20 protein-coding genes are annotated in these 20,451 nt (G+C 46.1%); 8 read left to right on the top strand and 12 right to left on the bottom strand.

Translation table 11 applies throughout. The features are described 5' to 3' along the window. Positions 1-79 precede the first annotated feature (79 nt). Positions 80-1,846, bottom strand: a complete 1,767-nt coding sequence (gene ggt, locus LZG94_RS21260; RefSeq protein WP_233793766.1) for a gamma-glutamyltransferase — start codon at positions 1,844-1,846, stop codon at positions 80-82. A gap of 127 nt (positions 1,847-1,973) precedes the next feature. On the opposite strand from ggt, the gene LZG94_RS21255 reads away from it, so the two are divergent. Then, positions 1,974-3,215 (top strand): ABC transporter permease, encoded by a 1,242-nt coding sequence (locus tag LZG94_RS21255; RefSeq protein ID WP_215235087.1) that lies wholly within the window; start codon positions 1,974-1,976, stop codon positions 3,213-3,215. Positions 3,216-3,273: 58 nt separating this feature from the next. Continuing rightward, positions 3,274-3,720 carry a hypothetical protein gene (locus LZG94_RS21250; protein WP_233793765.1) on the top strand — a complete coding sequence of 149 codons (447 nt, stop codon included), beginning with the start codon at positions 3,274-3,276 and terminating at the stop codon, positions 3,718-3,720. Between the two features lie 6 nt (positions 3,721-3,726). Here LZG94_RS21250 and LZG94_RS21245 read toward each other — a convergent pair whose 3' ends face one another. Both LZG94_RS21245 and LZG94_RS26485 read right to left on the bottom strand, forming a co-directional pair. Further along, entirely contained in the window at positions 3,727-4,059 is a 333-nt protein-coding gene (locus tag LZG94_RS21245) for a translation initiation factor (protein ID WP_215235085.1), read from the bottom strand. A gap of 27 nt (positions 4,060-4,086) precedes the next feature. Next, positions 4,087-4,962 (bottom strand): diacylglycerol kinase family protein, encoded by an 876-nt coding sequence (locus tag LZG94_RS26485; RefSeq protein WP_233793764.1) that lies wholly within the window; start codon positions 4,960-4,962, stop codon positions 4,087-4,089. A 225-nt stretch (positions 4,963-5,187) separates the two neighbouring features. Here LZG94_RS26485 and LZG94_RS21235 point away from each other — a divergent pair, with 225 nt between their 5' ends. Continuing rightward, entirely contained in the window at positions 5,188-5,622 is a 435-nt protein-coding gene (locus LZG94_RS21235; RefSeq protein WP_215235083.1) for a DUF4440 domain-containing protein, read from the top strand. 49 nt (positions 5,623-5,671) lie between these two features. Here LZG94_RS21235 and LZG94_RS21230 read toward each other — a convergent pair whose 3' ends face one another. Both LZG94_RS21230 and meaB read right to left on the bottom strand, forming a co-directional pair. Then, a complete protein-coding gene (locus tag LZG94_RS21230) occupies positions 5,672-6,160 on the bottom strand; it encodes a lipocalin family protein (RefSeq protein ID WP_233793763.1) in 489 nt (162 codons plus the stop codon). Positions 6,161-6,268: 108 nt separating this feature from the next. Beyond that, positions 6,269-7,255, bottom strand: coding sequence for a methylmalonyl Co-A mutase-associated GTPase MeaB (gene meaB, locus LZG94_RS21225; protein ID WP_233793762.1), 987 nt, complete (start codon positions 7,253-7,255; stop codon positions 6,269-6,271). Positions 7,256-7,389: 134 nt separating this feature from the next. Here meaB and LZG94_RS21220 point away from each other — a divergent pair, with 134 nt between their 5' ends. Then, positions 7,390-9,384 (top strand): M1 family metallopeptidase, encoded by a 1,995-nt coding sequence (locus tag LZG94_RS21220; protein WP_233793761.1) that lies wholly within the window; start codon positions 7,390-7,392, stop codon positions 9,382-9,384. 70 nt (positions 9,385-9,454) lie between these two features. Here LZG94_RS21220 and LZG94_RS21215 read toward each other — a convergent pair whose 3' ends face one another. The 5 genes from LZG94_RS21215 to yihA all read right to left on the bottom strand — a co-directional run bounded on the left by LZG94_RS21215 (position 9,455) and on the right by yihA (position 13,617). Next, positions 9,455-10,399 (bottom strand): 3-oxoacyl-ACP synthase III family protein, encoded by a 945-nt coding sequence (locus LZG94_RS21215; protein ID WP_215235079.1) that lies wholly within the window; start codon positions 10,397-10,399, stop codon positions 9,455-9,457. Between the two features lie 139 nt (positions 10,400-10,538). Continuing rightward, positions 10,539-11,654 (bottom strand): glycosyltransferase, encoded by a 1,116-nt coding sequence (locus tag LZG94_RS21210; protein WP_233793760.1) that lies wholly within the window; start codon positions 11,652-11,654, stop codon positions 10,539-10,541. Then, positions 11,651-12,310 carry a deoxyribose-phosphate aldolase gene (gene deoC / locus LZG94_RS21205; protein WP_233793759.1) on the bottom strand — a complete coding sequence of 220 codons (660 nt, stop codon included), beginning with the start codon at positions 12,308-12,310 and terminating at the stop codon, positions 11,651-11,653. The genes LZG94_RS21210 and deoC overlap by 4 nt, the downstream gene beginning before the upstream one ends. Before the next feature lie 70 nt (positions 12,311-12,380). Continuing rightward, entirely contained in the window at positions 12,381-12,905 is a 525-nt protein-coding gene (locus LZG94_RS21200; RefSeq protein ID WP_215235076.1) for a DUF5606 domain-containing protein, read from the bottom strand. Positions 12,906-13,002: 97 nt separating this feature from the next. After that, positions 13,003-13,617, bottom strand: a complete 615-nt coding sequence (gene yihA / locus LZG94_RS21195) for a ribosome biogenesis GTP-binding protein YihA/YsxC (protein ID WP_215235075.1) — start codon at positions 13,615-13,617, stop codon at positions 13,003-13,005. 151 nt (positions 13,618-13,768) lie between these two features. Between yihA and LZG94_RS21190 the strand changes: the two genes are divergently transcribed. Beyond that, complete coding sequence (locus LZG94_RS21190) at positions 13,769-14,242, top strand: thioredoxin fold domain-containing protein (protein ID WP_233793758.1); 474 nt, start codon at positions 13,769-13,771, stop codon at positions 14,240-14,242. Positions 14,243-14,310: 68 nt separating this feature from the next. Here the strand turns inward: LZG94_RS21190 and gmd are convergent, their stop codons facing one another. Both gmd and LZG94_RS21180 read right to left on the bottom strand, forming a co-directional pair. Continuing rightward, entirely contained in the window at positions 14,311-15,423 is a 1,113-nt protein-coding gene (gene gmd, locus LZG94_RS21185; protein ID WP_215235073.1) for a GDP-mannose 4,6-dehydratase, read from the bottom strand. A 58-nt stretch (positions 15,424-15,481) separates the two neighbouring features. Then, entirely contained in the window at positions 15,482-16,105 is a 624-nt protein-coding gene (locus LZG94_RS21180) for an SPOR domain-containing protein (RefSeq protein ID WP_215235072.1), read from the bottom strand. 54 nt (positions 16,106-16,159) lie between these two features. On the opposite strand from LZG94_RS21180, the gene murB reads away from it, so the two are divergent. The 3 genes from murB to LZG94_RS21165 are packed head-to-tail and all read left to right on the top strand — an operon-like array spanning position 16,160 to position 20,448. Then, on the top strand, positions 16,160-17,176 hold the full coding sequence (murB, locus tag LZG94_RS21175; protein WP_233793757.1) for a UDP-N-acetylmuramate dehydrogenase: 1,017 nt from the start codon (positions 16,160-16,162) through the stop codon (positions 17,174-17,176). Positions 17,177-17,179: 3 nt separating this feature from the next. Then, positions 17,180-18,397, top strand: coding sequence for a hypothetical protein (locus LZG94_RS21170; RefSeq protein ID WP_233793756.1), 1,218 nt, complete (start codon positions 17,180-17,182; stop codon positions 18,395-18,397). Positions 18,398-18,450: 53 nt separating this feature from the next. Continuing rightward, positions 18,451-20,448: a sialate O-acetylesterase gene (locus LZG94_RS21165; protein WP_233793755.1), complete on the top strand. Its 1,998-nt coding sequence runs from the start codon at positions 18,451-18,453 to the stop codon at positions 20,446-20,448. Positions 20,449-20,451 lie beyond the last annotated feature (3 nt).

Raw genomic sequence — 20,451 nt, 5'->3', positions numbered from 1 at the left:
TTATAACTCGAATTTAATTCTTATTACAAACAAAATACAAGTAATTGTAGATAAAATCTTAACGAAGCAATAGCAGGTGTCAGTATCCAATACTGGTATCATCGCCGCGCGGATCTGAGCCGCCTTCCAGTGTACCGTCGGGCAGTACCAGAATGCAATCCATCCTGCCGATCGTGTTGCGCTGCTGTTCCAGTTTGTAGCCTTTATCCTGCAACTTTTTGATCGTACCCGCCGAAAACGCATTTGCCTCAAATGTGGTCACATCGGGCAGCCACTGATGGTGGAATTTCAATGCATTCACAGACTGCTGCATGCTCATCCCGTGTTCCAGTACGTTCAGTATGGTCTGGTAAACTGCCGTAATAATCGTCGAGCCTCCGGGCGTGCCCACTACCATCAATAGTTTTCCGTCTTTTTCAATAATCGTCGGTGTCATGGATGAAAGCATTCTTTTGCCCGGCGCGATTGCATTCGCTTTATTGCCGATCAAACCATACATATTCGGCGCGCCGGCTTTGATACTGAAATCGTCCATTTCATTATTCATAAAAAAGCCGCCGCCTTTGATCACCACCCGACTACCGTAGCCACCATTTAAAGTAGTAGTCAGCGAAACCGCATTGCCTTCTTTGTCCACCACCGAAAAGTGTGTTGTTTCCAGACTTTCATATCCCGGGACTGCTCCTCCGCTGATATTCTTGCTGTCGCTCGCCTTGTTCCAATCAAAATCTTTCCAGCGTTTTGCCAGATAATCCTTATTCATGAGCGTTTCCTGCGGCACTTTTACAAAATCCGGATCCCCGAGAAATTTCGCGCGATCGGCGTACACTCTCCGTTCTGCCTCGATCATCACCTGGACCGTTGAGTCGCTGTGCCAGCCCCATTTGCGAAGCGGGTAAGGTTCTGTCAGCCGCATTAGCTGTACCAATGCAATTCCACCGCTGGAAGGCGGTGCCATCGTGATGATTTTGTAATCTTTATAGCTTTCCGAAATCGTTTCGCGCCACTGCGCGTTGTAACCGGCGAGGTCTTTTTTACTGATAATACCTTCTCCGTTTGCATTCATATCCTTTACAATGCGCCGGGCGATTTTTCCCTTATAAAATCCGTCACGTCCCTTCTTTTGTATTCTTTTCAAAACCTTACCTAAATCCTTTTGGATCAGCAAATCACCTTCCGCCCAGTCTTTCCCGGTCGGGTTCAGAAAGTATTTCGTGCCCGGATTCAATCTCATCACATCTTTTTTCACAGCATTCAATCCTCTCGCTTCCCGCTGCGTTTGAACCACACCATTCATCGCCAGATCGATCGCAGGCTGCAACAATTGCTTCCACGGAAGTTTTCCATACTTCGCGTGCGCCTCCGCCATTCCGGCCACCGAGCCCGGTACGCCCGAAGCCAGCCGGCCCAGCGTACTCGCATTCGGGATGATGTTTTTGTCTTTGTCAAGATACATATCCGCGTGGCCTTTGGCAGGCGCTTTTTCGCGGAAATCAATACTAAAACTCTTGCCGCTTTTATCCCGCAATAGCAAAAACCCGCCGCCGCCCAGGTTACCCGCCGAGGGATGGACCACCGCCAATGCAAACTGAACCGCTACCGCCGCATCCACTGCATTTCCACCAGCCTTTAATATGTCAATACCCACTTTCGAAGCTTCGGGATGTGCGGAGGCTACGATTCCGTTTTTAGCGACCACACCTTTCCGGTCGCTAAAAAATGCTTTCTGGTTCGGATCGTCAGATAAAAACTGGTAAAATCCCGTCGATTCCTGAACAGGTTTCTGAGCCGAAGCAAGGCCCGAAATCAGGATGTAACAAAAGGAAAGCAGGTAGCGTAAATGCATATAGGAGTGGTAAGGTTAGTTTGTAATTTATTAAATCGAGGCGTTTTTATTACCTTTTGTACCAATTTATTTCACGACCAGCCACTTAAAAGCTAACTTTTGATCTGAATTTGTCCCCACCGTGATTATGAAATTTTTACGACAAGTATTAGAGAGTTTCAGATTTGCCTGGCAGGCATTAAAATCAAATATTACGAGAACGATCTTGTCGCTGCTTGGCGTAACGGTCGGGATATTCGCGATCGTGGCCGTTTTTACGATTGTAGATTCTCTGGAAAGAAACATCAAGGAGAGTTTGAGTTTCATAGGCGACAAAGTGATCTATGTGCAGAAATGGCCGTGGGGATTTGGGGGAGAATATCAGTGGTGGAAATATTTTCAATGGCCTGAGCCGACTTTCGCGGAATATAAATACCTGTACGAAAACATGGAAAGTGCCAGCGCAGTGGCCGTGATGGATTTTAGAGGAAACACAACTTTAAAAAACGGCTCAAACAGCATTACTGCACAAATTCAGGGCGTTTCATACGAATACAATCAGATTTCTGACATTCCGATCGAAACCGGTCGCTACTTCATTCCACTCGAAACCAGCAATGCGCGGAATGTGGCGGTAGTGGGTGCGGATATTGCTTCGGCGCTGTATCCCGGGCAGGACCCTGTGGGGAAACCATTTAAGCTGGCGGGCAATAAGTTTACAATTGTGGGTGTGCAGGTCAGAAAAGGCGAGAGTCTGGTCGATTTTGGCGGAAGTCCCGATAAAAACTGCATTATCCCGTTTGCTTCATTTTCGAAACTGTTTCAATCCGGGAGAAGAAGCGCGGACATTGTGGTGAAAGGATTTCCCGAAGACGAGGGAATGCAGGAAGTGGAGGCGGAGATAACAGGTTTAATGAGAACGAAACGAGGTATCAAGCCACGGGATGGAAATAATTTTTCACTAAATCGCCCGGAAGCTGCCGCTCAGGCAATCGCGGGATTATTTGCCGTACTGACCGTCGCAGGTTGGGTAATTGGCAGTTTCTCAATTCTGGTCGGGGGCTTCGGGATCGCTAATATTATGTTTGTTTCGGTAAAAGAAAGAACCAACCTGATCGGCATTCAGAAGTCGCTGGGCGCGAAAAACTATTCAATTCTGTTCCAATTCCTGTTTGAAGCAGTCATGCTGAGTCTCGTAGGCGGCGTGGTCGGGATATTCCTGGTATACCTTTTGTCATTTATGCCCATGGGAACGCTTGAAATATTGCTGACCCCGGGAAATATCCTGCTTGGACTGGCGGTATCCAGCGTGATCGGCGTTTTGTCAGGAATTATTCCTGCAATGCTCGCAGCACGAATGGACCCGGTAACTGCAATCAGGGCAAAATAATAGGAAAAATGAAACGCTTTTCCGAAGTTAGCTTCACATCATAAACACTGAATTCACAATGCGTAAATGGGTCATATTCGCCATATTCCTGGCTGTCATCTTCGGGATCCTGTATTATCTTACATTTGGGTATTATAGTGAAGGCAAACGGGGCGGTTTTATCACAAAGCTCAGCAACAAAGGATATTTATTTAAAACTTATGAAGGTGAGTTGAGAATGGGCGGTCTTTACGAAGGCGACGGTACCATGAACTCTTCGGAATGGGTATTTTCTGTAAGCGCAAAAAACAAGGACGCGATCAGCAAACTGGAAGAAGCGATCAAAAACGGCCAGCGCGTTTCGCTGACCTACGAAGAGAAGTTCTTCACTCTGCCCTGGAACGGGGATACCAAATATTTCGTGACCAATGTGGAGGTACTCGATAGTGTGCGCCAGCCTGTGAATCCAGTGCCATCGGCTCCGCTGCCTTCGCCTACCGAAATAGATACCAATGAAGTACTTTAAGCCGGACTAACCTCCGGCTTTTTTTGCCTTATAATTCTTGCTGATCAGCCAGGTGATCACCTTGTCCCGGTGGTCGCCCTGGATCTGCACTTCATGGTCTTTCACGGTCCCACCGCTTCCGCACAGGTTTTTGAGCAATTTGCCCAATACTTCGAGATCCGAATTTTTACCCACAAACCCTTTAATTACGGTACTTACCTTGCCGCCGCCTTTTCTTTCGAGCCAAATGCGCAGGTCCTGGTGCTGCGGCGCCAAAGTCTCGGCTTCGTCGTCTGAATCGTTAAACTCAAATTCGGGATTTGTCGAATATATGATCCCGGAACGGTTCTTCTTTGACATTTGAATTTCTTTATTGATTTCGTGAATTTAAACAATCACCCGCAAACTCTGCGGCTTGATCTTCACCTCGATCCTCGTTGTATTCAATTGAAGCGGCTCGCCGTCATAATGGATCATCGGCGGCGTTTCTGTATCTATCACCGCGAATTCCGCACTTTGGTAGTCGATAAACCGGGAGGCTTTCATCTGCTTTGTAAATAGCTGGTAGGCGAGGGAAGTTCCGTACCATTTCGGAAAAGGTTTGATCGTGCAGATATCCAGCTTTCCATCCTGCAAATTGGCTTCGGGAGCTACCCATGCATTGTTCCCAAACTGTCCCGCATTCGCAAATGAAATGGAGAACGCATTGGTATTCAATCCGTTGAGTTTGAGTACCTGCGGTTTGTAAGTCCAATACGCACGAAATGAAACATTTACGTAAGAAGCAAGTCCGCGCACTTTTTGTTTGCTGAACAAATGCCCGACGTACGCGTCGAACCCTATTCCGGCGGTGCAGAAAAAGGGGATATCGTTCAGCGTTGCACTATCGATCGTGATCGTATCTCCGGTGAAAAGCCGGATCAGGGATCTTTCAAGTGCAATAGGAATACCTAAATGTCTCGCCAAACCATTTCCAGAACCCAACGGAATAATACCGACAGGCGTATCTGTGCCAACAAGCGGCTGTGCAGTTTCGTTGATGGTACCGTCGCCGCCAACTGCCACAACAGCCTTCCAATCACGCAGACCCACGTTTTCAGATACCAGCGCAGTTGCGTGGCCGCGTTCTTTGGTGAAAAGAATCACAGCTTCACAATCGTACTTACCGGCAATCGCCTGGATTTTATCGACGATATAGTTCGTCCTTTTTCCGGTTGAAGTACCCGAATTTGGATTTAAGATAAAAAGATAGGATCCAGGCACTGGTCAGGCGAAGAAAAGGAATAGTACGAGGAGAAAAACGATCATGAACAGGTAGTAGAGCCCGTCGATGAAGGGATACTTCTGGCGGTCCAAACTTTTGAAGAAGTCATTAAACTTTCCCATTTCTTGCTGTTCACTGATTTGATGAGGACTAATTCTCTGGCCGATCAAATCTTTCATTATATTGAATACCTGAAAACCGTTTTACAAAAATCCACAAAAAATATGAGAAACTGGCTCTTTACTCTGTTCCTGCTGGCTACTTCCGGCATTGTTTCAGCGCAGTCGGGGAAGGACAAAGAGGAGATTTTCGCCATACTCGATCGCCAGGTTTCCGACTGGAACAAAGGCGATATCAAGTCTTTTATGAACGGATACTGGGAATCGGATTCACTGATGTTCGTCGGAAAAAGCGGTATTACTTACGGCTACAAGTCTACCTACGAAGGTTACCTGAAACGCTATCCGGACCGGGCTACGATGGGCAAGCTCAAATTCACTTACCTCAATTTCTCATTCCCGGGCCCCGGCGTCGCATTCGTAGTAGGCAAGTTCCACCTGACCCGACCAGAAAAAGGTGATCTGGAAGGTCACTACACACTGCTTTTCAAAAAGATCAGTGGAAAATGGGTGGTGGTTTGCGACCATACCAGCGGATAAAAAAACAGCCGGACAAATTGCCCGGCTGCGAAATAGCTTTAATTGAAGATCAAAGGCGCTTAAACTGCAAAACTGCATTTGCCGGTGGCTTTGTAGTATCCATTTCTGCATTTACTACCACTTTAAGATCCGTCGCGTTCTGAGTGATTTTAAGTTCCTGGCTCTTGCTCTTGTCTGATAAAGTTAGTTTGTCACCATTAACCTTCCACTTTGCATCAGTACCAACTGGCACAAGAGATCCAATCGCTGACACAGCAATCGGGCAATCAGCTGTGGAAATGGTATTATTAGCATTAAAAGTCAATTTGAGATCATAGATACAAGGGACAACAGAGATAACAGTTCCCAGATTGGGGATGCTGGCTCCGGCAGTTTCAGGTGTAATTGCTTCCAATTCCCAGGTCCCAACAATCGGGTTAGTATCAACTGGTTCCGGTTCCGGCTCCTTTTCATCGTCTTTACAAGATGCGGCGAATCCTGTCAGGCAAACAAGTGCAAAGTAGAGGATCCGGGTAAGGTAGTGAGGGGTTTTCATCATTTGTCAGTAAAAAGTTGAGTCTGTTTTTGTTATACGTTAAAATCGAACGTTCAAACCTACCTTAAAAATGCATTTACCCCAAATTTTGAGGGGTTTATCTGGGATAATTTATATTTTGAATAGCAGGTTCAATAATAGCTGGGCCGCCTCCGCCGGGAGCATTTTACCGGCTCCTACTTCTTCCTCTATTCCATGCAGCTGCTTTTTCACTTCTTTATTTTGATAAAACAGGTCTTCCAGCTTTTGCCGCACTATTTCATGCATCCAGTCCACCTGCTGCGCCGCCCGGTTTTTTGAGAAAAACCCGTTCTTAACCGTAGTAGCCACATATTGCTGAACAGTCTCCCATACTTCCGCAATACCTCTGTTTTCCAGCGCCGAACACGTCAGTACCTTCACCGTCACACCCGATTCCCCAGCCTGTGCCAGATGCAATGCATTTTTGAAGGTAGCTGCTGCCTGAGCGGCTTCGTCTGCAAATAGTCCGTCGGCCTTATTGACAACCACCGCATCTGCCATTTCAACAATGCCTTTCTTGATACCTTGCAGTTCGTCGCCCGCGCCCGGCAATGCGAGCAGCAGGAAAAAGTCAGTCATTCCCTTCACGAATATCTCCGATTGTCCCACGCCCACAGTCTCGATCAATATCACTTCATAGCCCGCTGCCTCGCACAAAAGCATTGCCTCACGCGTGTTCCGCGCCACGCCACCCAGCGAAAGTCCGGTCGCCGACGGTCTGATGAATGCAAGCGGATCTTTCACCAGCTCTTGCATTCTCGTTTTATCCCCCAGAATACTCCCGGCCGATTTGCTGCTCGTCGGGTCCACCGCCAGTACTGCTACTTTCTTGTTAATCGAAGTTAGGTAAATCCCCAGCGCTTCTATAAATGTACTTTTTCCCACTCCGGGAATGCCGGTTATCCCAATCCGGAGCGAGCGTCCGGTTTGAGGCAGGATACCGTTCAGAATAGCCTGCGCGAGTAACTTGTCTTCCGCAAGCCTGCTTTCGACTACCGTAATCGCCCGGCTCAGGATAACCCTGTCGCCTGCCAGGATTCCGTCAATATAAGCATCAGAAGAAAGGCGCTCACGCATAATTTTGGGTTAAATACCTGCCTTGTTAAGGGTCTTGTTTTGGTTTGTAAAAATTAAACTTTTTATCCGTAAAAAGGCGAAAAGGTGTATATTGCTCGTTTACAATCCTATAATTTCCAATTTTAATTATCAGAATGAAAATTTCGATGTATCGTTTGGGCTTGCTGGCAATATGCAGCCTGGGCTTTTTAAATACGATGGCGCAGCAGGCTGGAAAGGGGGCGTATGACGCGCACGTGCTGTTTCACCCACTATTCAATTTCCAGCCGGGCAATGAATACCGTACCGGCAGCGGCGCTCCGGGGCCGAAATACTGGCAAAACAAAGCAGATTATAAAATCAATGTGGCACTCGACGAGGCGAAAGGAATAGTAGCCGGCGATATTGAGCTTACCTACAAAAATAACAGTCCCGAAAGTCTGGATTTCATCTGGCTACAACTCGATCAGAATGCATTCAGCAGTCACTCAAGAGGTGGCAAAACCACGCCGGTAACGGGTGGAAGGTTTGGTAATACCGGATTCGATGGCGGCGATTCTATCAGATCGGTTTCGGTACAGCAGGGAAAGGATAAGTTTGTAGACGCAACTTACAAGATCACCGATACCCGCATGCAGATCCGCCTGGCGACTCCTGTGAAGCCAAACGGCGACGTGATCAAAATCAAAATAGCCTATTCATTCAAGATCCCTGAATACGGATCAGATAGAATGGGAACGCTGGAAACGAAGAACGGGATCGTTTACGAAATGGCCCAGTGGTATCCGCGCGTGGCTGTTTTTGACGATATCGAAGGCTGGAACCTGCTGCCGTACCTTGGCGCGGGCGAGTTTTACCTGGAATATGGAGACTTTGATTACAACATTACTGTTCCCTGGGACCATATTGTGGTAGGATCAGGCGAGCTGCTTAATCCCGGCGAAGTATTGACCGCAGAGCAAAGACAAAGATTGGCGAATGCAGCTAAAAGTGACCAAACTGTGATGATCCGCTCGGCGGAGGAGGTTTCAAGCCCTGCTTCACGCCCGAAGCAATCTGGTACTTTAACCTGGCGGTTCCGCTGCCAGCAGGCGCGCGATATTGCGTGGGCTACCTCGAAAGCATTCGTGTGGGACGCTGCAAAAATGAATTTACCCAAAGGAAAAACTGCACTCGCGCAATCGGTATATCCGGCTGAGGACGGCGGACTGGAGGGTTGGGGAAGATCTACGGAATATGTGAAAGGCTGCATTGAGTTCTATTCGAGCTATGTGCATGAATATACTTACCCTGTGGCGACCAACGTAGCGGGAATTGTAGGCGGTATGGAATATCCTGGAATCGTATTTTGCAGCAGCAAGAGTCGCAAAGACGATCTTTGGGGCGTGACTGACCACGAATTTGGTCACAACTGGTTCCCGATGATCGTGGGGAACAATGAGCGGAAATATGCTTGGATGGACGAAGGTTTCAACACTTTCATTAATTTCCTTTCAACGGATAACTTCAATAACGGAGAATATAAAACTACGCAGATGAATGATCTGCACAGATTGGCACCGATCATTTTCCGTCCGAAAGCAGATCCTATTATGACTACCCCAGACGTGATCCAGGCTGCTAACCTGGGTTGGGAAGCCTATTACAAGCCAGCATTGGGATTGAAAATGCTGCGTGAGCAGGTTTTAGGTAAAGAGCGTTTTGACTACGCGTTTCAACAATATGTAAAACGCTGGGCATTCAAACACCCGACTCCGTACGATTTCTTTCGCACGATGGAAGATGCAGCGGGAGAAGATCTGGGCTGGTTCTGGAAAGGTTGGTTCTTTGAGAACTATAAACTGGATCAGGCGGTGAAAGATGTGAGCTATGTGGAGCAAAACCCGCAAAAAGGATCATTTGTCACAATCGAAAACCTGGATCAGCTGGCAATGCCTGTGAAAGTGGATATTGAAGAAGTAAGTGGTAAAAAAACAAGGGTGGAGCTGCCTGTCGAGATCTGGCAGAGAGGCGGAAGCTGGACTTTCAAAGCCGCTACCGACCAGCCTATTCGTTCGGTTACAATAGATCCGGAACGCAGTCTGCCGGATATTAACCCTTCGAACAATATTTGGAAGCCGGTAATGTACGCGGAGCCCGAAGTGAACTGATATTGCAGTACATAGAAAAAGCTTCCGGCTGAACAAATGTTCGGCCGGAAGCTTTTTCTTTTCCTTTATACTAAATAGTAATGAGCATTGCGCCGTAAGAGTAACCTCCTCCAAATACGGTAATCACAATATTCTCACCCTTTTTAAATTTCTCTTTATTCTCGGAAAGTGCGATCGCACAGCCTGCGCAGCCTGTATTTCCCAGATACTGAATATTCGAGATCAACTTTTCAACTGGAATGCCCAGGGTATTGATCACATTCAGACTGATCCGGTGATTGGCCTGGTGCGGGATCAGGTAATCGAGATCATCGATCGAAAGTCCGCACGCATGCAACACCTGTTGGCTTACTTTGGGCATATACACGCATGCATTCTGGAAAACGTCGCGGCCGAAAGGCATGATCACGCCCCGGTCGTTTGGCCTCAAAACCACCGCCTCGATCGCTTTGCCGCTTGTAGCAGCCCCGCCTGTGATGATTTTTTTGATGTGCATATCCGAATCTGTCTGCCGCTCTTTGGAGATCAGCAGCGCCGAAGCGCCGTCGCCCCAGAGGTGGCCCGAAACGGTGTCCATTTCATTGTAGTAAGCAGTGTTATGATCGGAAACCACAACCAGTGCTTTGGAAGCCTTACCCAGCGCGAAATATCCTTCGACAATCTCGATCGCATTCAAAAGAGAGGAACAAGCCGACGAAATGCTGACAACAGGAATATCGGGGATTTGAAGCTGATGCTGTACCGCGTGTGCAAGCGTAACTATGGTATCATAGGGAGTATAAGTCGCTCCAATGATCAAATCAATTTCATTTTTGCTGTAAGGGATACTCTCAAGTAAGGACTCAACCGCTTTGATTGCCATGGTGGAAGTATTTTCTTCCGCTGATGCCTTACGTCTTTCTGAAATTCCGGTCCGTTCTACAATCCACTCGTGGGACAGATTGTTAATATTTGTAAAATATTCATTACCAATAACTTCGCTTGGCAAATAATGACTAACTGTATTAATATACATGATTGAGAAGTTGACTCCGCAAACTACAATTCCTTTTAATTCCGAAAGTTAAATATTTCATAGAAATCGTAGTACTAAATATTTGAACAATTCAACAATAAATTTATAAAATCATAATAGTCAGTACACTTGCGAATTTTTACTCAGATAAGTGCACTGACTTGTAAAAGGCGAGCAGTTTGGTCTGTTCTGTCTGCCAGTTATAGAGCCGACCGACGCAGCTCCGACCATTTTTCCCCATTGCTAACCTTTCATTTTCGTTCTCAATCAGAAAAACCAGCTTCTCGTATAGCGCCCTACTGTTGTTAGGACAAATACAAAAACCGCATTGAGAAGGTTCTACAATTTGGCGGTACGATGGAAAGTCGGATGTAATAACCGGCAATCCCAGCGCCATATATTCAAACAACTTTGTGGTATAGGAATCCTGGTAATCGCCCACGGGTTTCAGCAATGCAATTCCGGCAATGCAACCGGCGGCATAACCAAATGCGATCTTTTGGTCCGTGTAGCCATGGAAAGTCAGGTTTTGTCGGATGCGATCGAAACCTGGTAAGGCGGAGATCACGTTTTCGCTGATCCTGACTGTTCCAAATATATGTACGTGAAAATCGGGAAATAGATCTTTAAGCTCTGAAAATGCCGCTACCATCACATCAAATGACCTTTCCAGCGATATTACGCCTGAATAGAAAAACTCGGGCCTAGCCACTTGTCTTTTAGTATTGGAAAAACTGTCGATCAGCGGCAGATGGGCGAAATTCTGGATTATTTGAAATGAAAATTTAAGCGCGCTATATTCTTGTAGATAAGCTTTTTCGGTGAAAACAAAGTGAAATCTTTTGCGGGCAATATGGTCAAAATAATGGAAAAGCCTTCTGAAAATCAATCCGTTATTATAGGTCTTTATCTTGAATTTCTTGTAAAGGTTTTCCTGTACTTCATAAATCACCTTCGTGCCGAACTGCTGTAAAATCAATGCAACAGGAATAAGCTCCGGGACAAAAATGTGAACAATATCCGGCCTGTTCAATAAGCATTTAGCCAGCAAAACAGGATGTGAAATCAATATGCGCGGCAATAGCTTTTTGAAAAAAGGTACTGAATCTGTCCGGAATGCATTCGCTGAATCTCTGTTCAAACCAGGTAAAATGCAGGTTAAATCATGCATTTCAGCCAGCGCAGGCGCTATTTTATAAATGATCCGCGGATCGGCCGGCGGGTGAACAGTACTCAGTAACATCACCCGTTTCATACCTGGCCCATAATAGCAGCGCCGTGAGAAGTCCCGATCCGCTCAGCACCCGCTTCGATCAGCGCGATCGCCTGTTCGGCAGTCTTAATCCCGCCTGAGGCTTTGATTTTGACGTTAGGAGGCAATATCTGCCGCATTGTTCTTACAACTTCCACTTCGGCACCAACAGGGGCGAAACCGGTGGATGTTTTAACGAAATCAGCACCCGACTCGGCGCAGATCTCGCAGGCTGTATATAACTCAAATGAATCCAGGTAGCCCGTTTCTATAATCACTTTGATCAACGCGCCGGCATTGTGAGCTAGTTGGGATAGCACCTGCAATTCTTCCCTGACGCTCAGATACGCCATCGATTTGAACCGGGAAAGATTCATAACCACATCCAACTCTGTAGCACCGTCCCGCAATGCAGTTTCGGCCTCAGCGACCTTGGTAGAAGTAACCGCATAACCAAGCGGAAAGCCGATCACCGTCGCAATCTCAATTTTAATGGGACAAAACTCCATCATTTCTACCACATAGGGAACATAGGAAGGCGCGACGCAAATCGCCTTGAACTGCATGATCCAGGCTTCTTCACAGATCTTTCTGATATCCGTTTCGCTGGCTACCGGGCTCAGTAATGTGTGGTCGATGTAAGTGGAGAGTGCATTCATAATTTTTTGGGGCGTCAAAAAAGAAAACCCCGTCATTGCGACAGGGTTCTCAATATGATTTGTCCTGAAATCAGGCTTTGCTTTGTGCTTTTTTCGCTGATTTCTTCTCAGTATCCTCTGCTTCTTCCTTTACTTCCTCAGTTGCAGGTTCCGCTGCTGTTTCAGAAACGATAAACAGCTCAGGCAGGTATTTCGAAAGCAAATTGTACCAGGTGATAATTTTCTTGATATCAGATACATACACTTTTGAACGATCAAAATCAGGCAGAATTTTATTCAGGAATTCGATCAATTCTTTGTCCGAAGAAGTCTTCACAGGCAATTCCACCTGCTCACCATGCGCTTCACGGATGCTGGTAAAAACGTCTTCCAACGGAACTGATTCTTCCTCGCCTTCTGTAAAAATAGATACATCTTTCAGAACAGAAACCCGCGCGGTGGGTCCGATCAACGTTTTTTCGCGTTTTTCATCCAGGCTTTCAACGATAACTCCGGCGCGGCTTGGTTTGAGAATACGGAACAGTCCGCCCTTACCTGAAACATTTGCTATTTCCTTCAACAGCTCCATTCCTGTAGACTCTACTTTTTCACTCATCCTTTTTTAATATTTGATATTTCTGAATTTGAATATTGTGTGGGGAAAACTCCTGATTTTCCGGCAAAATAACGCAAAGATACTTCGCGAAACAACCTCAGGCGCCCTGTCTATCTTGAAACGCGCGGTTGTAAGCCTCTATTGCCTGTAAAACGGGATCCCGGCCTTCGTTTTTTTCTGCGGAGGTCACAAATACCGGCGGAATTTCTTCCCAGATTTCAGCAAGTTTAGCTTTATAAGCCTCCACCTGCGTGTTGACCTGCCCGGATTTCAGCTTATCTGCCTTCGTAAAAATGATATGAAAAGGAATACCCGCCTCGCCCAGCTGCGCCATAAATTCGAGGTCGACAGCCAGTGCACTGTGCCTTACATCTATCAGTAAAAAGGTGCAGATCAGGTTCGGCCGGTTATACAAATAATCATTGATCATTTTCTCCCACTTCTCCCGCTCCGTTTTCGAGACCTTGGCATAACCATAACCCGGCAAATCGACGAGGTACCACGTTTCATTGATGATAAAATGGTTGATCAGCTGCGTTTTTCCCGGCTGCTGGGAGGTTTTGGCCAAAGCTTTTTTGCCGGTCAGCATATTGATAAGCGACGATTTGCCCACATTCGACCGGCCGATAAATGCATATTCAGGCAGGTCCGGCTCCGGGCATTTCAAATAGTCTGAATTGCTCATTACGTACCTGGCTTCCTGAACTTTCATAAAAAATATATGTTAATGAAGCTGCGAAGTTATCTTTTTTGACCCGCAAATCCATTGCAAAAGCTTAATCGTATGTTTAACAATGGATTGTCTGAACAAGATCAATCGTTATTTTCGTTATTAGGATCTACGCGTAACTATCAATCAAGTAATGAGAAATTTCAAGAAATTAGGTCTGCTGATCGCTGTAATAGCATTGTCTTTCAATGTCGCAAATGCTGAAAAAGGCGATAAGGAAGTAAAAACAGCAGAGAAAGGCATTCAATTTACCGAAGGCAACTGGGCTTCGATCCTGAAAAAAGCGAAAGCTGAAAACAAAATCATTTTTTTTGACGCCTATACAACCTGGTGCGGGCCTTGCAAGCTGTTGCAAAAAAATGTTTTTACAAGAGAAGATGTAGCGAAGGTTTTCAATGCGAACTTTATCAATGTAAAATTTGATATGGAAAGCGGCGAAGGACCTACGCTGGCGGGCAAATATCCGATACAAGGTTACCCAACCCTGTTTTTTATCAACCCAAATGGAAAAGTGGTGAAAAAAGTGCTGGGATACACTACCGCCGAAGATCTGATCAAGACAGGGAATTCTTTGAAAAAACCGGCTGGGAAGAAAAGAACCGTTTAGTACCGATATAAAAAAACAAGCCCCGGGAGCAGATCGCTTCCGGGGCTTTTGTATTTGTGGGTAATAGCTTATTCGTAGTAATTCGGAACGCGGTGGCCGCTGCTTTCCAACAGTCTGTCTTTTTTGAACAAGGTCACATCCGCTGTAACCATATCGTTCACCAATGCCTTCAGATCATATTTAGGTTTCCAACCCAGTTTGGTCATTGATTTAGTTGGATCGCCGATCAATAGCTCCACTTCGGTCGGGCGGAAATAGCGTGGGTCAACTGCAACTACTTCTTTGCCAATTTCGATCTGGAAATCTGGATTGTTGCATTTCACAACCTTGGCAGTTTCGCCGGCGCCTTCACCGGAGAATTCCACTTCGATACCCACTTCTTCAAATGCCATTCTGACGAAATCACGAATGCGGGTAGTAACACCAGTTGCAATCACAAAATCTTCGGCCGTTTCCTGTTGTAATATCAGCCACATCGCTTCTACGAAATCCTTGGCGTGGCCCCAGTCGCGTTGTGCGTCCAGATTACCCAGGTACACTTTATCCTGCAAACCTAATGCGATACGTGCCACTGCGCGGGTAATTTTTCTGGTCACGAAAGTCTCGCCTCTCAGCGGCGATTCGTGGTTGAAAAGGATACCGTTTACAGCAAACATATCATAAGCTTCCCGGTAGTTGACGGTGATCCAATATCCGTACAGCTTTGCAACTGCATAAGGAGAGCGTGGGTAAAATGGGGTTGTTTCAGATTGCGGTACCGCCTGTACCAAACCATAAAGCTCAGAAGTGGAAGCCTGGTAGATCTTCGTTTTTTTAGTCAAACCAAGCAGGCGAACTGCTTCCAGGATACGCAGGGTGCCTATTCCGTCTACATTGGCGGTATATTCAGGCTCTTCAAAACTTACCTGCACGTGCGACATAGCACCCAGGTTATATATCTCGTCAGGTTGTACTTCCTGGATAATGCGGATGATGTTGGTAGAATCGCTCAGGTCACCGTAATGCAGGTGGAAACGCACATCCTTTTCGTGCGGATCTTCATAAATATGGTCGATCCGCTGGGTATTGAACAAAGAGCTGCGGCGTTTGATACCGTGCACTTCATATCCTTTGCTCAAAAGGAGTTCAGCAAGATAGGCACCATCCTGACCGGTGATCCCGGTAATTAATGCTTTTTTCATTAGGCCTTACTAGAATGAATAAATGGACAAAAAATCCGTGTTAAACAGATAAATTCGATTAGTTTCTTTCCGCAGATGGATTCACCATGAGGCTTCTCTTGATATCAACACGATCGGCAAGTATCACTGCGGATGCGTATTGGTCTTTGATCATATCAAGGTATTGCTCTGCGTCACTTCGGTACATAAAATCCCCAACCTTCACGCGGTAGGTAGGTTGAGAATAAGAAACGTATGGATTGAGGTCGGGAAAAGTCTGGTAAATATAAGTTTTGGCTCCGTCAGCTTCCTGCCGCACATTGCCGACATAGATTTGAATCCTAAAACCATTGATGTACCGGACAGATTTGTTGTGCTTTGAAAGTGTATCGAGCGCCGTTTCCAGTTTTTTATTGACATACAGCGGCTTATCGACGTCTGTTTTTGGTGCAGTGTTTTTCCTGGGCGCAGCTTCCGGTTCCGGTTTTTCGAACACCGGCTCAACATATTCATAGCGCGGCCGCACTGCTGACAGATCCTCTTTATACTCTCCGCTGGAAGCACTCACGACCGTCTTTTTAGCACAGCCGGAAGCGGCGAGGACGATAAGCAGCAATACTAATAAGGGATTCTTTTTCAGCTTCATATAGCCAATAGTGGTGACTGAACCTGCAAACTTAAGCAAAAAAGGATGAATCGCCATACCACATAGTTTTGAATGTAATACCTAACTTTACCAACGTTATTCACATTATCAATGCAAATTCAAGCCAATTACCCGCTCCGCAATTACAATACTTTCGGCCTCGAGTCGACTGCGGGCTATTTTGCGGAGGTCACTTCTTTAACGGAATTAAAGGCAATTCTGACCGATCCCGAGTGGAAACAAAAGCCAAAATTTATTCTGGGCGGCGGCAGTAATATCTTATTTACCCAAAATATCAATGCCCTCGTACTTCACGTGCAGATCACTGGAATCGAGAAGATCAGTGAAGATGAAGCCAATATCTGGCTGAAAGTTGGCGCCGGCGAAGGCTGGCATGCATTCGTGATGTATTGTGTGGAAAACGGTTATGCCGGCGTGGAAAACCTCTCGCTGATTCCCGGAAGTGTCGGCGCCGCGCCCATGCAAAACATTGGTGCTTACGGAGTTGAGGTGAAAAATGTCATCGAATCTGTCGAGGCAGTTTCCATAGAATCGGGCGAAACCAGGATATTTTCGAAAGAAGAATGCCGCTTTGGCTATCGCGAAAGCATTTTCAAGAAAGAGGTGAAAGATCAATATGTGATTACAGGCGTCAATTTTATTTTGTCTAAAAAACCAAATCTCAATGTAGGTTACGGCGATGTGCAGAAAACGCTGCTTGAAATGAACGTCACCGAGCCGACGATCCGCGATGTGAGCGAGGCGATCATGCAGATCAGGCGCAGCAAACTGCCCGATCCTGCCAAAATAGGCAACGCGGGCAGCTTTTTTAAGAACCCGGAAATTCCAGTTGGAGTATTTGAAGAATTGAGAAAAAACAATCCTAATATACCAGGTTATCCTGTTGATAATCAGACTGTGAAAGTGCCTGCGGGCTGGCTGATCGAGCAGGCGGGCTGGAAAGGTTACCGGACAGGCAATGTAGGTGTCCACGAAAAGCAGGCGCTTGTGCTTGTCAACTACGGAGGTGGTACCGGTCACGAAATCAAACAGTTGTCCGAGCAAATCCAGGAGTCTGTAAAATCTAAATTTGGGATCTCCCTGAATGCAGAGGTTAATTTCATTTGATTTATGAATTCAAGAAAGCTTTACGTAACTATATTTCTTGTCGCACTTTTCGTCGCGGTTTTTTTTATAAAAGACAGATTTACAGTAGGGTTATACCAGGATGAATTCCACTATCTGCCTGCCGCGATCTTTTTCAGCAACGAACCTGTTCCTTCGCTCGACCTGCTGAAAAGCTATAATGAGCTCAATACACCTATTCCGTTTATTCTGGGAGGCTGGGTTGTTAACTTGTTTGGTGAGAATATTCAGCCGCTGCGGTTGCTCACTGCATTCACAAGCTTTGCATTACTTATGCTTTTCGTGTGGAATAGCCCCGGCCAGAGTAGGCGTTTCTGGCTTTGTCTGGCCGGATTGCTGCTTTTCCCCAACTATTACCTCGTCAGCGTTTACTATTACACGGACATTTTCGCGATGTTTTTTGTACTCGCCGGGACCGTGGCTTATTTGAAACGCGCGCATTGGGCGGGAATGCTATTGTTCATCGCCGCGGTGTGCTGCCGGCAATATATGCTTGCTTTTCCGGCCGCTGTTGTTGCTTATGAAATTTTCGAACGGTTCAAAAAGACTACTGATATTGGTTTGCTTATAAAAAGTATTTTCAATGAAAAAACCTGGCTGTACTATGTTTTGGCTGTGTTGAGCATTGTACCCTGGGTGATTTTATGGAAAGGCCCGGCGCCGGCCGCCGTGATGGCGCAGCAGCATTATGATTCTGATAAGCTGGTCCAATACAATTTCGGTTACCTGCTGTATTCCTCGGTCGTGATCGCGGTATATTATGTGATCCCTGAAATGTTGGTGACTGGAAAGCTGCGTTACCTGGTTCGGTTTCCAAGGGTATATCCTAAGTTATTTATCGGCTTCATTCTGCTGATCGCGTCCATCATATTCTTCTTTCCTGCCAAACAGGCTTACAATCCATACTTTACGTGGCCATATCTGGGTTATATAGATCAGGCTTTTATGACTGTGGGGATAAGTGGGCTATTGAAGCAAATCTGTTTCGGGTTACTGGCACTGATCACTTTAATGCGGTTTTTCTCGCCTCATTTTAATCTCGCCAGCTGGATGGTCGCATTCAATATTTTGCTGTTGGGTAAAGCACAGCTGTCGTGGGATAAATATTCCTTGCCGGTTATCATGGCATTGTGGTTTCTTGCAATGTTTGATGCACATTGGTCTCTTTCCAGGTCGGAGGAACTGGCATTGAGCAGCAAGTAATAGAATTAGATTATTGATAATACATTTTAGAACTACCAGAGTTTTTGAATGAGATGAATTTTACACACAAACTTTTCACTTTGCTGTTGCTGCTGATTTTTAGCTCGCAAATAGCATCCGGTCAGCGATTTTTTGCAGTCGCATTTAATAACCTCCCGAAAGATATGCAGCTGTATGCGCGGGAAGATGACAATACTGCCGAAGTACAGATTGCAGGAAAGATCGAAGCGACGGGCTGGGAACACATGTCAGTGGTTACTTTCCGAAACAACAAACGCATTGGTTATCACAAGGATACGCTGATTTACGGCGGACAGAGCTCGGCTTCATTCGACATGAAACCGACGATCAAAGCAGAAATGGCTGATTATGATTTTGCCGTTTATGCCTGCAAATCCGCGGATTCGGTGCTGATCGTCAAGCGAACCGATGTGGTAGCAGGAGATTTTTATGTAATCAGCGGCCAATCCAATGCAGCTGCCACACACTTTGGAAGCTGGACAAACAAATACGCGCGTACCATCGCCCGCATTCCTGACGGGGATCCGTCAATAGGAATTGGCGATACTTTGTGGATTCCTTCCTCCTGGTCGTGGCCCTATGCCGGCGCTTGGGGAGTCGAATTGCAAAAACGGATTCTCGAAAAAGACAGTATCCCTACCTGCGTGATCAATGGCGCTTTGCCAGGTTCCTATATTTCCTACCACGTGGATAGAAACGCGCAGGATCCTGCCTCGGCTACCTTATATGGGCTTCTTTACCGAAGAATCAAAGCGGCGAGGCCAAAGCGTATCCGCGCATTTTTCTGGTACCAGGGTGAGCAGGAGGCGATTGAGGATATTAAAAATTATGACCAGCAGTATGATAAACTTTTCAAATACTGGCAAACGGACTATCCTGAGGTAGAAAAATACATTGTCGTACAGATTCCGGTTTTGTTCAATCCGTTTTATGAAGCCGGTAAAATCCGCGAGTTTCAGCGGAAAACGAAATATATCTATCCCAAAACGGACCATTTCAATGTAAATGGAATGCCCGGATTTGACGGTATCCATTACAGTTTGGCGGGCTACCAGGAAATGGGAAGAAGGTTCTTTGAATTTATCCAGCCAATGTATTACGGATCTACCGACACCAGCAATGTCGCTTGTCCGGATGTGCAGAAAGTGTTCTATTCTTCTGAGAAAAAGGATGAGATCAAGCTTTATTTCGACGCAGGACAAAGTTTGGTGTGGCCAAAAGATACGCTCGTGGAGGATGTAAAAGGTTCTAAGTTCCTGAAAGGTCTGAAAGACGTCTTTTTCTTTGACGGTGATGAGACCAAACCAGCGGATATTGCCTCCGGTACAGCCAGCGGGAATATTGTTACATTAAAATTAAATAGTGCCTCAGCAGCGAAGAAACTAACATATTTGCCCGCTTACAAAGGTGAGAAAGTCGATACCTACTATGGACCGTTTTTGAAAAATAAGCGCGACCTCGGCGCATTTTCATTCCAGGAGCTTGCTATTGCGGATGCACTGATATTTCCTGTCTTCGAAGCAAAAGAGTCTGATGCAGGAACTGTAATTGTTTCTTGGGAATCAGCCGGTGCTGAAAGTTTCGTTTTCGAAAGAAAAGGTCCGGGAGATGCTGGCTATGCTCCGGTTGAGGATTATGACGGGAAAGCACTTTCTTACGAAGATAAAAATGTAGCTCCCGACGAAACGTACAGCTATCGCATTCAGGCATTTAGCAAAGCTTCGGAATCTCAGGTAAAAACTACTTCCGTGAAGATGCTTCCGCTGCTTTCGGTTGAGCCTTCGGGAAATGCGTTGTTTTGGAAGATATACCCAAATCCTGTTGCTGATTTTCTGAGTGTTGAGTTTAGAAATCCTGTCACTGGAACGATATCGCTTTTTAATGCGGCAGGAAAAGCGGTGCATTCAGCGGAATTGAAGTCTGAAAATCATTATCAAGCCAATGTAACTTTCCTACCCGCGGGACTTTATATCCTATCAGTTGATCAGTCAGGGAAGAATCCGATCAGCCAAAAAATCATCAAGCAATAGTTC

This window comes from Dyadobacter sp. CY343, assembly GCF_021390335.1.
GTDB lineage: Bacteria > Bacteroidota > Bacteroidia > Cytophagales > Spirosomataceae > Dyadobacter.
Note: the sequence above shows the minus strand (reverse complement) of the source record. Positions and strands in the feature narration are given on the sequence as shown.